Here is a 14,931-nt window from a genome sequence, read left to right as displayed (position 1 = left end):
TGGTTTAGCGCGTCAAGGTTTTTGGTTTGGTGTCATCGACTTTTTGACGGCCTAAAGGCCGACCTACAAACGCGAAAAGGACGTGTTTTTTAACTTATTCCCATAAACAACGGAATGAGTATGGGCACTAGGATGCTCATGATGAAGCCGCTGGCGATGCAAACAGGGACGATTTGCGCGCCATGAAACTTGCCTAACATGGGTAAGGTGAAATCCATGGCGGTGGCGCCGGAATAGCCGACGGACATATGGCTGTTTAGACGTGCTAAAAATGGGATCAGCATGAGTGCCAAGATCTCGCGTCCTAGGTCGAGCAAGAAGGCGGTGGTGCCGAGTACAGGGTCGCCTAGGCCGGTAATTAAAATGCCAGACAAGCTGTACCAGCCGAAGCCTGAGACGACCGCAAGCCCTTGGTTCCAACTTAGACCTAATACAAAGCTGCCAATCCAACCTGCCAGTAACGTAGTGAAGATAGTCACTAGGGCGATAATGACGCCTTGAGTGTTCAAGAAGAGTTTGCGCAGGCGGTGATTGCCTTGGCGAAGTTGGCAACCAATTAAAAACAATAAGACATATAACAACCCCGTGACCATTTCATCAACACCGGTTAGCCAGTCTTTGGCAAGTAAGCCGACGATGACGCCCCCAATCACCCAAGCAAGGGTTTTAGCGGCGTCTATTAATGCATGACTTTTGCTGTCTGATGGGCCTTGCGCCAAGCTGTCGGCGTGTGTGCCCCCAAAGCGCAGGCCGCTTACATATAACCCCGCTAAGCTTAAAGCACTGATCAGCACAAAGAACACAATGGCTTGGTAACCGGCAATAAACAGTTTTTCGGCAAGATTGTCCAATGCGCCAAGGCTGAAGCCTATTAGTCCTAATATTAGGTATACCAGCTGCTCTAAGCCTTTTGCTACGCGAGTGGGTGTAAAGACGCGGATGTTGACCCAGTAACCAAAGAGTAGGGCGATTAATAAAGGGCCAAGTGTGGTGAGAATGGTCATGTAAAAGCTTTCTTCCCTGTTTTGTCTAATAAAGAGTGGAGCGGCATTTTCTCGGTATTAGGTTGTAAATACAAGTTTGGTTTTTGTGTTTCAGGTAAATGTCGGATCACGGTCCCAAGAGAAGTGGCTTTTGACCCCCTCCCAGCCTCCCCCTTAGCAGGGGGAGGAGCTAAGCATTTTTGTTCCTTCCCCTTATCTTCAAGGGGAAGGTTAGGATGGGGTTGTTAGCATTTTGCCCCCCTCCCAGCCTCCCCCTTAGCAGGGGGAGGGGCTAGGGCTTTGGTGCTGCCGTATAGGAAGCAAAATAAGGCTGACTAACGGTGCAATGTTGGGTGAAGGGTGTTAGATTGCTCGGCTGTTTTTTGGTGTTTTCTATGGATAGTTGGCGGTGAAGTGTGGTTAAGCGTTTTCCTGTGTTAAGAGAGATTCTGCATTTGTTGTTTCCTATGGTGTTGACGATGACCTTGGAGCTGTCGATCAGCGTGGTCGATACCATTATGTTGGGGCATTACAGTGCCTTGCATCTGGCGGCCGTTGGCTTGGCGTCTAGTCTGTGGTTGCCTGTAGGGTGTTTCTTGATTGGGGTGACGTTTGGTATTACGCCCTTGGTGACGCGTCATTTACACGGTAGACAACCAAAGCTGGTGAACTTGTATATGTCGCAGGCTGTTGGGTTGTCGGTTGGGCTTGGTGTGTTGGCCAGTTTGATCGTTGTTCTTTTATTGCCTCACTTCGCAGCATTGATGGCCACGGAAGAAGAAACGAGACAAGTCTCTGTGTCGTATTTGTATATCTTTGCGCCGGCGCTGCCTATGTTGGCGTTAATGACGGCGTACAAAAATTTGTTTGAAGCCGCTGGCCGTCCGGGCTTTCCTTTGTTTGTGGCGAGCTTTGGTTTGGTGCTGAATATTTTATTCAACTATGTGCTGATTTTCGGCAAGTTTGGCTTTCCGGAATTGGGCGCAAAAGGCGCGGCGTTGGCGTCGGCGTTGTCTTTGTATTTGGCCGTGTCGCTGTTTTTTGTGTATGACCGATTCTTCAATAAATCGCCTTTGTTTACGCGTTTGGTGTGGCGTTATACCCGTAAATTTTCCATCTTGCTGAATGTCGGTGCGCCAGCCGGCTTTGCTTTTGCGTTTGAAGTGGGCTTGTTTTCTTCAATGACGTGGCTGATTTCGTCTTTTGGTGATCTCGCATTGGGCGGTGGTCAGATCGTTATGTCTTATACGTCCTTCTTGTTTACTCCTATGATGGCGATGAGTGCGGTCACGGCCATTGTTGTTGCGAAAGCCATGTCCAAAGAGGGTGTTGATGGCGTGAGAAAACGCATTCGTGTGATTGTATTGTTGGGCCTTTCTTATGTCAGTATGTGCTTTATTATCACGCAGGTCTTCCATAACCAGATTCCGTATATTTACAGCAACAATGCGGAAGTGGTCGCATTGGCGGCGAGCATCTTATTGATTTCTTCCTGTTATCAATTTCCTGATATGCTGCAAACAGTTTTTACAGGAGCGTTGCGGGGCTTTCGTGATACGCGTTCCAGCATGATCGCCTTTGCGGTGTCTTTATTTGGTCTGAGTATTCCGTTTGGCTTTTGGTTGTCTCATTACAGCCCTTGGGCAGAAACCTTGTCACTGCGAGGCTTTTATATCGGCTTAGGTGCTGGGCTTACGCTATTAGCGACAATACTGATTCTGCGTTTTCGGATTGTGGTGGCGCGTTATGAAGGCAAGCGTATTGCTTCCCCAAGGGAAGTGGCGTAGTTATGTAATTTTTGTCCCTTCCCCTTATCTTCAAGGGGAAGGTTTGGATGGGGTTGTTAGCTTTTTTGACCCCCTCCCAGCCTCCCCCTTGGCAGGGGGAGGAGCCAGTACGTTTTTTGTTCCTTCCCCTTATCTTCAAGGGGAAGGTTAGGATGGGGTTTGTTAGCTTTGTTGACCCCCTCCCAACCTCCCCCTTAGCAGGGGGAGGGGCTAAGATTTTGACCCCCTCCCAACCTCCCCCTTAGTAGGTGGAGGGGCTAGTTACTCTTCTGAAATGCTCGGCATGTTTTGATTAACGCATCGATGTTGATGTGTTGTTCGGCGCTGTCGGCGAGGCGGTCGATTTCGCTGTTGCGGTATTGGTCGTAGTCGAAGGTGGCGGCGTGGTCAACGCCGGCCCAGTTGAGTAGGGCGTGTAGGGCGTCTGGGTGGTCAAAGACGCCGTGTAGGTAAGTGCCGATGATTTGGTTGTCGTCGGAAACATAGCCTTCTTTTTCACCATTTTCTAGTGCGGAGAAGTGCATCACGTTTTGGGAAAAGCGCGATACGCCAGAGTGAATCTCATAGCCTGTTACGTCGGTTGATTTGGTGGTGAAGGCGAGGGTTCCTTGGCGTTGTTTTAGCTGTTTGTCTTTTTCTAGCACGGTTTCCATTGGGATCAAGCCGAAGCCAGGCGCGTTCGTGTTGGCGTGTTGGTTTTCCAGTCCTAATGGGTCTCGCAGTTGTTCGCCAAGCATTTGGTAGCCGCCACAAATCCCGATGACTTTTCCGCCGTATCTTAGGTGTTTTTTCAAATAGTCTTGCCAGCCTTCTTGGCGTAAGAAGGCGAGGTCGCTTTGCACGCTTTTGCTGCCGGGTAAGATTACTAGGTCGGCGGGCGGAATGGTTTCGTTGGCGCCAACAAGAGTCACTTGGACATCAGGGTGAAGGCGTAACGCGTCCCAGTCGGTGTGGTTGCTGGTGCGTGGCATGATGGGGATGACGATGTTTAGCGTGGCGTTGGTGTCGGTTTTTATTGGGCTTTTGGTTACGGCGTCTTCGGATTCTAGATGAAAGCCTTTTAAAAAGGGCAGTACGCCTAAAACGGGTTTGCCAGTGCGTTCTTCCAGCCAATCTAAGCCAGATTGTAATAGGCTGATGTCGCCACGAAAGCGGTTGATGACAAAGCCAATCACACGGTCTTGCTCACTTTGGCTGAGTAAATCTAATGTGCCAACAAGATGGGCAAACACGCCGCCTTTGTCGATGTCGGCGATGATAATCACCGGACAATCGATGCTTTCAGCAAAGCCCATGTTGGCGATGTCGCGCGCGCGTAAATTGATTTCCGCTGGGCTGCCTGCGCCTTCAATGATGACGGCTTGATACTGTTCGGCCAAACGATGGTAAGAATCCAATGCGGCGACTTTGGCGATGTTTTTGTATTCGTGATAGCCAACGGCGTTCATGTTGCCCACGGCTTTGCCTTGGATGATGACTTGCGCACCTGTGTCTGTGTTGGGTTTGAGCAGAATGGGGTTCATGTCCACATGGGGGGCGAGCCCTGCTGCGTAGGCTTGTACGGCTTGCGCACGGCCAATTTCGTTGCCATCGTGGGTGACGGCGCTGTTTAATGCCATGTTTTGCGGCTTGAAAGGTGCCACTTGAATCCCGCGTCGCGCCAGTAAACGGCAAAGTGCGGTGACCAATGTGCTTTTTCCCGCATCGGAAGTGGTGCCTTGTATCATTAAACTAAACGCTGTCATTCAGGTTCATCACGCTTTAAATCAATTCGATGGTAGAATTCTACCTTACCTGTTCACCTTGTTAAGTGAAAAAACGACCTTTATTTATGATCCCTTTTAATTTAGACAGTGTTTTGGGTGGCTTTCTTGTTGGCCTTGTGAGTTGGATATCGGCAACGGGTTGGATGCTGGTGGCAGCATTGGTGCTGGATCGGCTGCTGGGTGAGCCCAAAAGTTGGCACCCTTTGGTTTGGTTTGGCCGTTGGGTGGATCTGTGTCGACAATATTGTCAGCGGCCTTTAGAGGCGAGTGCGAGTCGACAACGTTCGACGGGCGTGCTCGCATGGTGTCTGGCTGTGATGCCTTGGGGGTTGATTTTATGGGTGCTGCTTTGGGTATTGCCCACGTTTTTGGACAACATACTGACGGTGTTGGTGCTGTATTTTGCGATTGGATGGCAAAGTTTGCGCGAGCATGCCTTGGCGATTTATCAGCCTTTGTCTTCTAGGCCGTTGACGAATGAAAAGCTGGATGAAGCCCGTCTTGCGGTGAGTTATATCGTCAGCCGTGACACGCAGAACTTAGATGAATCGGCGGTGGCAAAAGCGGGCATTGAGTCGGTGTTGGAAAATGGCAGTGATGCGATATTTGCGCCGATTTTTTGGTTCTTGCTCTTGGGAGCGCCGGGCGTACTTTTGTACCGACTTGCCAATACGTTAGACGCCATGTGGGGCTACAAAACGCCATCGCTGTTGTATTTTGGCTGGTTTGCGGCGCGTTTTGATGATGTGCTGAATTATGTTCCGGCACGATTGGTGGTGTATAGCTATGCTGCGTGCGGTCAGTGGCATCGTGCTTTGCGCAGTGCTCGCCAACCTTCGGCGCGTTGGAAAAGCCCTAATGCGGGGCCAGTTATGGCGGCTGGTGCTGGCGCGTTAGGCGTTCAGTTAGGCGGCGAGGCGGTGTACTTCGGTAAGACAGAAAGCCGCCCGATTTTGGGCGAAGGCGACAAGCCGCAGGTAAAGCATTTAAAGGAAGCGATTTTGCTGGTGGATAAAAGTGTGTGTTTATGGGGAGCGGTGATATGTCTGCTGGTGTGATGCATTCAGGTAAAACAGCGGTGAACTTGGCGCTTACAGCGCCGAAGCATGGCGGTGATTTGGCCTATTGGCAGCGTAAGGTGGGCAATGATGCATTGAATTGGCTGGATTTGTCGTCTGCCTGTAACCGCGAGCCTTGGCCTGTTCCCAGCATCGCGCCGGAATTGTGGATGAACTTGCCAGACCAAGCGGCGTTGTTGGATGAAGCCGAGCGCTATTTTTCGCGCCGCCCAAGTGTCGTTGGCGCTGGGTCACAGCATATTATTGAGTCTTTGCCGCCGTTGTTGCGCGAGTACCAAGAGACAGACAGTACCACCGTTTGTGTGCCAAGAATCGGTTATCAGGAACACGCTTTTTCTTGGAAAAAATGGGGCTATGAGGTTGTCTATTACGATGATTTAACGGATTTGCTGGTGCAAGATTGGGCAGCCGCTGTGGTGATACATCCCAATAATCCAACGGGTGAATGGGTTGCATCCGAGATATTGTCAACACTGATTGCTCATGCGGAAGAAACCGGCGGTTGTTTGGTGGTGGATGAGGCGTTTATTGACCCTTGCCCAGAACGCAGTGTGTTGTTTCATTATCAAGCGGCACCATGGAGCGAGGCGGTATTTGTATTGCGCTCGGTCGGGAAGTTTTTTGGCTTAGCCGGTGCGCGTGTGGGTTTTGCGTTCTGTGCGCCACGTTGGCAGCTTGCTTTAAGTAACCTAATGGGGCCGTGGCCAGTGTCGACTGCGAGCTTGCATTTGGTGCGTTTGGCATTGGCCGATGTATCCTGGCAGGCGCAGGCGTTACTGGCGTTACAGGTGCGCCAAACAGCGTTTGTTGAACGCATTATGCCCAAGTTCAATACTATTTTTGATTCCCAAGACAGTGTGTTGAATCCCTTGTTTATTACCTGGTATCTCGACAGTGAGGACGACGCTGGGCGCGTATTTGAGATGCTGCACCATGTCGGCATTCACACACGGTTAGGGGAAGGTTGGATTCGCGTTGCGTTGCCAGCGTTGGATGAAATGGATGCCTTAAACAGTGCGTTGATTCGTTTGTTAAAAACGGCAGGAAGCCAAACGCAGGGCTTTTCAAGAGGGCAGCTAGCATGAAGCATCTGGTTTTAGGGGGGGTTCGTAGCGGCAAAAGTGCCTTTGCGGAAGCGCAAATCGCAGACAGTCATAAAGCGGTGTGCTACGTGGCTACGTCTCAGATATGGGATGACGAAATGGCCACGCGGGTGCAGCTGCATCAGGCGCGCCGACCTTCGTCGTGGCGATTGATCGAGGAGCCCTTGGCGCTCGCTGACGTATTGGATTTGCTGAATTATCCTCAGCAAGCGGTGATTGTTGAATGTTTTAGCTTGTGGATGACGAACCTATTGTGTTTGGAAGACGAAGAACGGTTCGCGCAAGAAAAGCAGGCTTTGCTTGATGCTGTCGCGAGCTTCCAGGGTGACTTGGTATTGGTGTCGAGTGAAGTGGGTTTAGGGATTATGCCGATGAATGCCTTGGCGCGTCGATTTGGCGATGAATTGGGCATGATGAATCAGGCGTTAGCTAAATTGACCGATCGGGTAACTTTTGTTGCGGCAGGGCTGCCTCTACCGCTAAAATCCTAATATTGTATTTCTATTCGCGAAAAGCGTAGGAGCGTTGATGACCCCTTATTCAAAAGATTTCCCTGTTTCTTGGGAAGAGCTGCACCGAAATGCCCGCGCTTTGTCTTGGCGCTTGCTGGAACAAGGCCCTTGGAAAGGCATTATTGCCATTACTCGAGGTGGTTTGGTGCCCGCCGCTATTTTGTGCCGTGAAATGGACATTCGTTTGATCGATACGATTTGTATCGTCAGTTACAGCGAAGGTGAAACAGGTGAGGGCGCCATGAAACAAGGCGACTTAAACGTGTTAAAAGGCGTGGAAGGCGACGGTGAAGGCTTTATTTTGGTAGACGACCTGGTGGATACGGGGCGAACAGCAGCCAAAGTTCGTGAAATGTTGCCAAAAGCACACTTCGCGACGATTTATGCAAAACCCGCCGGAAAACCATTGGTGGATACGTTTATTACCGAAGTCAGCCAAGACACATGGATTCGTTTTCCATGGGATATGGAATACACCTTTTCCACGCCATTGGCAGATCGTCAAGGCAAGTAATCCCCGTTTTTGTCTTTTCTACGCTCACATTAACGCTATGGTTCTAAACAAAAGAAACGAGAGATATTGCAAAATTTCACAAAACTCTCGTTTCTTTTACACCTTTATCAGCTAACGTTATGGCTAGACCTTTTTAAACGCTAATGCTTTTACCGATTTGCTCTGAGTTGTGAGCAAAAGACTCAATCATCATAATAGGATTTCAATATGTGGCAAACGCTAACCCGAGTTGCTTTGGCTGGTTTTTTGTCGTTCGCGACCATACTGCCGGCTTTTGCTGAAGGCACTGTAGCACGCGCGCAATTCACCACCGACGTCATTGACCGTGAACCCATCGACAACATTGGTAGCATGGTGAAAGTGGAATACGGGGAAATTCAGCGCGTGTATTTCTTCACCGATTTGCGAGACATGTCTGGCAGCCAAGTCGTTCATCGTTGGAAACTGGATGGCGAAGAACAAGCGAATGTGGATTTTGATATCGGCGGCGACCGCTGGCGAGTATGGTCTAGCAAACGCCTCATGCCTGGCTTTGACGGAAAATGGAGCGTTGACGTAGTGCAAGATGGCAATGTTGTTGCCACCTATTCATTTGATTATGTAGATGAAGGTTAGAAAATCAGGCATGCTCTCGTGGTTTATTTTTCTGACTTGAGTAAGGATTTTTTATGCCTCATTTACGTGTACGAGGGTTGGCGTTTGACGAACTAGAGTCGATCGCTGATACTCTCATTGAAAACTTGGCGGAAATTACGGACACGCCAAACTCACATTTCACCTTGGAATTCCAAGCCACCACCTACCTTGCCGTGGGTGGGGCTTCTCCTGCGTATCCCTTCATTGAAATTTTATGGTTTGACCGAGGCGACGACGTCAAACGCAAAGTCGCGTTATTGATCGAAGAACTGGTTAGACCTTTAGTCGACAGCGGACAAGACATCACCGTGTTGTTTAGAGACTTGCAAGGCAAGGATTACTATGAGAATGGCGAGCATTTTTAATCGGAAACCCTCCAAGCTCATGCTTGAAAGAAGGGGAAAGCACTAGAGCGCGGAGTAACTGTTCCCTCCCCTTATCTTCAAGGGGAGGGTTAGGGAGGGGTTGTTAATTTATTGTCAAAGGCTTACGGAGTGAGCGGGCGTGAATGTACCCAACCAACAAAATAACCCCCTCCCAGCCTCCCCCTTCAAGACACAAGGGGGAGGGGCTAGGACACCGAGTTACCATCCCACCTCGTCGTGATATAAAGTAAGGGCTAGGATACCGAGTAACTGTTCCCTCCCCTTATCTTCAAGGAGGAGGGTTAGGGAGGGGTTGTTGTCTCTTCTTCAAGACACAAGGGATGGGCTAGGATACCGAGTTACTGTTCCCTCCCCTTATCTTCAAGGGGAGGGTTAGGGAGGGGTTGTTACTTTATTTTCAAAGGCTTACGGAATGAGCGAACGAATATTTAATCTGAAAAAAAACCATTATTTTAGAGTGAACTTACGAGAAACTATGCCAGAACCCGAACGGCGATTATGGCGCCATATCAGGGGGCGTCAACTTGGAATGAAATTTCGAAGACAGCATGGAATTGGTCCTTACATAGTAGATTTTTATTGCCCTGAAAAGCGTCTAGTCATCGAGATTGATGGTGATAGTCATTACAACCTAGACACTCAGGTTTACGACCGAAAGCGTGATGATTTTATGAGATCTCTGGGACTTCAAGTAATGCGCTTCACCAATCAAGACATCCTTGAAAATCTAGGCTCTGTATTAGAGGTGGTTCTACAGAGTACCCAACCAACAAAATAACCCCCTCCCAGCCTCCCCCTTCAAGACACAAGGGGGAGGGGCTAGTACACCGAGTTGCCATTCCCACCCCTTCAAGACACAAGGGGGAGGGGCTAGTACACCGAGTTGCCATTCCCACTCCTTCAAGACACAAGGGGGAGGGGCTAGTACACCGAGTTGCCATTCCCACTCCTTCAAGACACAAGGGGGAGGGGCTAGGATACCGAGTTGCCATTCCCACCCCTTCAAGACACAAGGGAGGGGCTAGGATACCGAGTTGCCATTCCCACCCCTTCAAGACACAAGGGAGGGGCTAGGATACCGAGTTACTGTTCCCTCCCCTTATCTTCAAGGGGAGGGCTAGGGAGGGGGTGTCGTTTTAACGCTGAAATTCGTAGACGTTGCCTAGGTTTAGTATGTGCGTTAGTTCATCTAATGCGTTGCGGCTTTCGATGAGTAACTGTGGGTCGGCAAGGTCTTTTTCATGCAGTTCGTCGCGGTAGTGTTTGTCGACCCAGTGGTTTAAGCGTTCAAAAAGCACGTCATTCATGAGTGTTGATGGGTTGATGGCGTGTTGTTCTGCTTCGGTTAAGGCGACGCGAAGACGAAGGCAAGCAGGGCCGCCGCCGTTGCTCATGCTTTGTTTTAGGTCGAAGACTTTGACTTCGTTGATCGGTGATTGTCCCGACACTAGGCTGTTCAAGTACGCCCACACGGCTGGGTTGTTTTCACATTCACCCGGCACAACAAGCACCATGTCGTTATCACCACGGCTGAGCAATTGGCTGTTAAACAGGTAAGACTGAATGCAGTCTTGTACGGATACTGCATTGCTTGGCACTTCAATTAGGTGGAATTGAGACGCTCTGTCTCCCCACGCGGTAAGCAGGTCTTGCTTCATTTTAGTGGTGTCTAAGAAGGCTTCTTGGTGATAAAAGTGTGCGTTGCGATTTCCTACGGCGATGACGTCGTTATGGAAAACGCCGGCGTCGATCACGTCGGGGTTTTGTTGGGCGTAAACCACTTGGTTTGCAGTTAAGCCGTGGCGACGGGCAACCGCTTGCGAGGCTTCTAGCGTGTGGCGAGCCGGAAATTTCGCAGGGCGAGGAGCGTTGCTGTTGAAAGCTTCCATTCCATATACGAAAAATTCGATGCCTTGCTCGCCATATTGGTCGCAGAAGCGAGTATGGTTGGCGGCGCCTTCATCGCCAAAATGGTCAACGCTAGGTAGCGCAGGGTGATGAGCGAAATGTTTTTCGTCGTTGAAGGTCGCTTGTAGTATCGCTCCAGTGGTTTCGTGTTCGATGGAGCGGTGAAATTTGTTGACCAAGTTGGCGGGTGAAAAATGCACGCGTTGGTCATGCGTATCTCCGCTGGGTGAGACGGTGGCGGCGTTGGCCGTCCACATGCAAGACGCAGAGCTTACCGCCGCCAATAACTTTGGTGCGTGTTTCGCTGCGCTTGCTAGGATGTCTGCATCGCTGCCTGTAAAGCCCAGTTTTCGTAATGTCGGGATATGTGGACGTTCATGGGGCGCAAGAACGCCTTGTACGAACCCCATATCAGCCAAGGCCTTCATTTTTACCAAGCCCTGTTTTGCGGCGGCTTTGGGGTTGGATGGACGGGCTGAGTTATTCAATGACGCGACGTTACCAAAAGATAGGCCGCTGTAGTTGTGGGTTGGGCCCACTAAGCCATCAAAATTGGCTTCTGTCGCTTTGTTCATGATGTCCTCGATGTCTATTTCATTGTTGCAAGGGGGGAAGTGTGCAGAAGACGCTGCTTTACAGCGTCAATCCTGGTCCTAATTTTTCTGGCATGGTTAGGCTATCTGCCTCGATGCTGGCCACTGGGTACGCGCAATAGTCGGCGGCGTAGTAAGCGCTCGCTCTGTGGTTGCCACTGGCGCCAGTGCCACCAAACGGCGCGTTGCTGGAGGCGCCGGTTGTTTGGCGGTTCCAGTTAATAATGCCTGCTCGGCTGTGTTGCAAAAACCATTCGTACTCGGCGGCATCGTCGGACAATATGCCTGCAGATAAACCAAATTGGGTGTGGTTTGCGATGGCCATGGCTTGTTCGAGTGAGTCGTAGCGAATCACGGTCAACAAAGGGCCAAAATATTCTTGGTCTGGCAGTGTATCTAGCATGCTGGTGGCGTCGATAATGCCTGGCGTGACAAAGCCTGTTTTGCTGTCACCGCGCGTCATTTCCAATAACGGCTCTGCGCCTAGGGCGATGAGTTTTTGGTACGCTTGCATTAAACCGTCTGCCGCCTGTGCTGAAACGATTGGCCCCATAAACGGCTGTTCGCTGGCGTCGTAACGGTCGATTTTAAGGGCTTTTGTTGCGTTAATCAGTGTGTGCAATATGGCATCGCCCATCGCGCCTTTTGGTACTAATAAGCGACGTGCGCAAGTGCAACGTTGTCCTGCTGAGACAAACGCTGACTGGATGATCTCATGAACCGCAGCGCGTTGATCAGCCACTTTTTCTGATACCAACAATGGGTTGTTGCCGCCCATTTCTAAGGCCAAAATTTTGCCCGGATGACCGGCGAAGTCTTTGTGTAATATGTGACCGACTTGAGGGCTACCGGTGAAGAACAAGCCATCAATACCTGGATGATTTGCCAATGCAACGCCAGTGTCGCGCTCGCCCTGAATCATGTTGAGTACGCCCGCTGGCAAGCCTGCTTTTTCCCACAGTTGAAGAATAAGATCGGAGGTAGCAGGAGCTTGTTCACTGGGTTTGAACACCACGGTATTGCCTGCAATTAGGGCGGGCACAATGTGGCCATTGGGTAAATGCCCTGGGAAGTTGTATGGCCCAAATACCGCAACGACACCATGTGGACGATGACGCAAACGCGCTGTTGCGCCTGGCATAGGGGTGGTTTTTTCACCGGTTCTTTCGTGGTAAGCCTGCTGTGAAATAGTGACTTTGCCAATCATGGCCGCGGCTTCGGTTCGGGTTTCCCAAATCGGTTTGCCTGTTTCGCGGCTGATGGTCGTTGCAATGTCTTCGCTGTGTTCTTTTAGCAAAGCTGCAAACTGTTCAATGATGGCGATGCGCTCTTCCAACGGGCGATTGGCCCAGCTTGGGAATGCGTTTCGAGCCGCATTAATTGCAAGGTCAACTTGCGCCGCACTGGCGGCATTAGCCTGCCAAACCAACGTGGCGTCCGCAGGATCGATCGAGCTGAACGCTGAGCCTTCACCTTGTAACCATTGTCCATTGATATAATGTGCTTGTTTCATGCTGGTTCCTCTTTTGTGACGCCTAAATTAATGTCTTGAGTAAGGTGACAGTTCGACAATGCGCACCGGTTCTTTATTGGTGATGCAAAGACTGTCGGCTTCTTCTTGCGTTAATGTCATGGCGCTGCCTGGCGGAATAGAACGCTGGATCAGTATGCAGCGGAAGTCAGCCACTTTCGCATTGGATACGAGGTAGTAATTGCCTTCGTTCAGGTTGGCGCTCACGCCTTTTGGCTGGCCAATATTGGCTAAGCACAAGCGGCTGTCGCGAACCGCGCGAATGTCTTGTACGCGCGCTTCTAGGCTTGGGCCACCGTCAAAAATATCGACGTAGTTTTCGTAGCGGAAGCCTTCTTGTTCTAAAAGACGGCGCGCTGGCACGGTGTTTTTATGCACTTGTCCCAGAACATCTCTTGCTTCTTTTGGTAGCAAGTTTACGTACACAGGGTTGTTCGGCATGAGTTCCGCAATAAACTGCTTGTTGCCTTGGGAAGTCAGTTCGTCGGCTTCTTTGAAGTCGATAGAGAAAAAATGGCGACCCAGGCTTTCCCAAAGTGGCGAAACACCGTCTTCGTTACTGACACCACGCATTTCAGCAAAGACTTTTTCGGTGAAGCGTTCTGGAAATTGTGCCATGAACATAAAGCGAGCTTTGGACAGCAGCTGGCCATTTTTGGAATGACGGTAGTCTTCTTCTAAAAACAGGGTACAAATCTCGCTGAATCCAGTGAAGTCGTTGTTTAGAATCAGCGTTGGAACCGCATTGTGTACGCCAAGCTCACGGGAAGCGTGAGTAATGGTGCCTAAGTGGTAGCTGTAGAATGGCTCGTCTAAACCAACGGTGGCCAAGATGCCGCAGGTGCCAACAATGTCACCTGTTGTCGTGTCTTCTAGCACCATCAAATAGTCTTCATTGTGAGGCGCGGTGACATTTTCTTTGTTAAAAGAACGTACCGCACCATCGATTTTTTTCTGAAGAATGGCCTCGTCAGACACCAAGGAGGTAAAACCAACCCCTGTTTTTTCTGCAAGTCGGTACAGTGACTTCAGGTCATTTTGACAAATAGGGCGTATGACCATCATGATGATTTTCCTCTTATTATGTAATTTACAGTGCGACCCATTGGATGCGGTGTCCCGAAGAGATGCCGAGTCGTTCTTGGGTTGCTTTTTCTATCGCTAGCCCAGCCACTTGAGGCTCGGCATGCGCTGCAGTAACGCGAAAATGTTCTAAATGTCCGGCGGATATTAGGTGCATTGGCCCTTTGGCTTTGTCGGTTAGGCTAAGGGCTTTGTCCATTTTTTGTTGTGCGATGGTGCGTAGACTTTCGGTTCTGGCTTCGATGCTGGGGCCAGCATCAAAAATGTCGACATATCCTCGAAATTCAAACCCTTCGTTCAGCAAAATGTCGGCACTTTGGTCGGAATCTTCGTGGATCACGCCAATCGCATCTTGTGCGGCTTCTGGCAAGGTCGGCACATAAATCGGGTAACGCGGCATTAATTCCGCGATGAAGTTTTTGTTGCTGACACCGGAAAGGTAGTCGGCTTTTTTAAAGTCCATGGAAAAAAAGTGCTTGCCCAACGCGTCCCAAAAAGAAGAGTAGCCGTGTTTGTCGCTTTCGCCACGCAATTCGGCAAAAAGTCGTGCGGTGAAGCGCTCTGGGTAACGTGCAATAAACAACAATCTGGCTCTGGATAGTAACGACATCGCGACGGTATTTTGATGCGCTTTGTCGACAACCAAGGCAATCAATCGGCTGGTGCCACTGTAGTCGTGGCACAGGAACAAAGCCGGCACACGGTTATGAATTTGCAGCTGAGGCGATGCGTGAACCACTTCGTCAATGCGGTAACTGTAAAATGGCGTGTCTACACCGACCATGGCGTCGATGCCACAACAACCAATGATTTGATCGTTGCTGGTATCCACTAAAACAAACAAGTAGGATTCATCGCCCGGCTGTACGACGTCGGTTTGAAAAGAACGACGAGAGGAGGCTATTTTGTCATTTAGGCGTTCTCTATTGGCTGGGAAATTGGTGATACCAATGCCAGCTTGCTGGGCAAGTCGTTCCAGCGCAGGAAGATCGGCAAAATCTACTGGGCGTACTAGATACATAGAAGATTCCTGAAAATGAGTCATAGACG

14 protein-coding genes are annotated in these 14,931 nt (G+C 50.2%); 8 read left to right on the top strand and 6 right to left on the bottom strand.

Annotated elements, in window-relative coordinates; genetic code table 11:
• Positions 1-89: 89 nt before the first annotated feature.
• Positions 90-1,004: a LysO family transporter gene (locus AABA11_RS13995; RefSeq protein WP_338268881.1), complete on the bottom strand. Its 915-nt coding sequence runs from the start codon at positions 1,002-1,004 to the stop codon at positions 90-92.
• A 395-nt stretch (positions 1,005-1,399) separates the two neighbouring features.
• Between AABA11_RS13995 and AABA11_RS13990 the strand changes: the two genes are divergently transcribed.
• Positions 1,400-2,770, top strand: coding sequence for an MATE family efflux transporter (locus AABA11_RS13990; RefSeq protein WP_338268879.1), 1,371 nt, complete (start codon positions 1,400-1,402; stop codon positions 2,768-2,770).
• Between the two features lie 257 nt (positions 2,771-3,027).
• Here the strand turns inward: AABA11_RS13990 and AABA11_RS13985 are convergent, their stop codons facing one another.
• Positions 3,028-4,515 carry a cobyric acid synthase gene (locus AABA11_RS13985; protein ID WP_338268877.1) on the bottom strand — a complete coding sequence of 496 codons (1,488 nt, stop codon included), beginning with the start codon at positions 4,513-4,515 and terminating at the stop codon, positions 3,028-3,030.
• Between the two features lie 86 nt (positions 4,516-4,601).
• Between AABA11_RS13985 and cbiB the strand changes: the two genes are divergently transcribed.
• The 7 genes from cbiB to AABA11_RS13950 all read left to right on the top strand — a co-directional run bounded on the left by cbiB (position 4,602) and on the right by AABA11_RS13950 (position 9,544).
• A complete protein-coding gene (gene cbiB / locus AABA11_RS13980) occupies positions 4,602-5,594 on the top strand; it encodes an adenosylcobinamide-phosphate synthase CbiB (RefSeq protein ID WP_338268875.1) in 993 nt (330 codons plus the stop codon).
• Positions 5,579-6,700, top strand: coding sequence for an aminotransferase class I/II-fold pyridoxal phosphate-dependent enzyme (locus tag AABA11_RS13975; protein ID WP_338268873.1), 1,122 nt, complete (start codon positions 5,579-5,581; stop codon positions 6,698-6,700). The genes cbiB and AABA11_RS13975 overlap by 16 nt, the downstream gene beginning before the upstream one ends.
• Complete coding sequence (gene cobU / locus AABA11_RS13970; protein WP_338268872.1) at positions 6,697-7,209, top strand: bifunctional adenosylcobinamide kinase/adenosylcobinamide-phosphate guanylyltransferase; 513 nt, start codon at positions 6,697-6,699, stop codon at positions 7,207-7,209. Before AABA11_RS13975 ends, cobU begins: the two co-directional genes overlap by 4 nt.
• Positions 7,210-7,246: 37 nt before the next feature.
• Positions 7,247-7,744: a xanthine phosphoribosyltransferase gene (gene gpt / locus AABA11_RS13965; RefSeq protein WP_338268870.1), complete on the top strand. Its 498-nt coding sequence runs from the start codon at positions 7,247-7,249 to the stop codon at positions 7,742-7,744.
• Between the two features lie 207 nt (positions 7,745-7,951).
• Positions 7,952-8,359 (top strand): DUF2914 domain-containing protein, encoded by a 408-nt coding sequence (locus AABA11_RS13960; RefSeq protein ID WP_338268868.1) that lies wholly within the window; start codon positions 7,952-7,954, stop codon positions 8,357-8,359.
• Between the two features lie 53 nt (positions 8,360-8,412).
• Positions 8,413-8,745 (top strand): DUF1904 family protein, encoded by a 333-nt coding sequence (locus AABA11_RS13955; RefSeq protein WP_338268866.1) that lies wholly within the window; start codon positions 8,413-8,415, stop codon positions 8,743-8,745.
• A gap of 433 nt (positions 8,746-9,178) precedes the next feature.
• Positions 9,179-9,544, top strand: a complete 366-nt coding sequence (locus AABA11_RS13950; RefSeq protein ID WP_338268863.1) for an endonuclease domain-containing protein — start codon at positions 9,179-9,181, stop codon at positions 9,542-9,544.
• 358 nt (positions 9,545-9,902) lie between these two features.
• Here the strand turns inward: AABA11_RS13950 and astB are convergent, their stop codons facing one another.
• Genes astB through AABA11_RS13930 form a run of 4 tightly spaced genes read right to left on the bottom strand, consistent with a single transcriptional unit; the run spans position 9,903 to position 14,902 of the window.
• Positions 9,903-11,249, bottom strand: a complete 1,347-nt coding sequence (gene astB, locus AABA11_RS13945; RefSeq protein ID WP_338268861.1) for an N-succinylarginine dihydrolase — start codon at positions 11,247-11,249, stop codon at positions 9,903-9,905.
• A 58-nt stretch (positions 11,250-11,307) separates the two neighbouring features.
• Positions 11,308-12,780, bottom strand: coding sequence for a succinylglutamate-semialdehyde dehydrogenase (astD, locus tag AABA11_RS13940; protein WP_338268859.1), 1,473 nt, complete (start codon positions 12,778-12,780; stop codon positions 11,308-11,310).
• A 27-nt stretch (positions 12,781-12,807) separates the two neighbouring features.
• Positions 12,808-13,863 (bottom strand): arginine N-succinyltransferase, encoded by a 1,056-nt coding sequence (astA, locus tag AABA11_RS13935; RefSeq protein ID WP_338268856.1) that lies wholly within the window; start codon positions 13,861-13,863, stop codon positions 12,808-12,810.
• Between the two features lie 25 nt (positions 13,864-13,888).
• Positions 13,889-14,902 (bottom strand): arginine N-succinyltransferase, encoded by a 1,014-nt coding sequence (locus AABA11_RS13930; RefSeq protein ID WP_338268854.1) that lies wholly within the window; start codon positions 14,900-14,902, stop codon positions 13,889-13,891.
• Positions 14,903-14,931: the final 29 nt, after the last annotated feature.

The organism is Marinomonas pontica (genome assembly GCF_036322735.1).
Lineage (GTDB): Bacteria > Pseudomonadota > Gammaproteobacteria > Pseudomonadales > Marinomonadaceae > Marinomonas > Marinomonas pontica.
The sequence above is the reverse complement of the archived record's forward strand: the minus strand, read 5'-3'. Positions and strand labels throughout refer to the sequence as shown.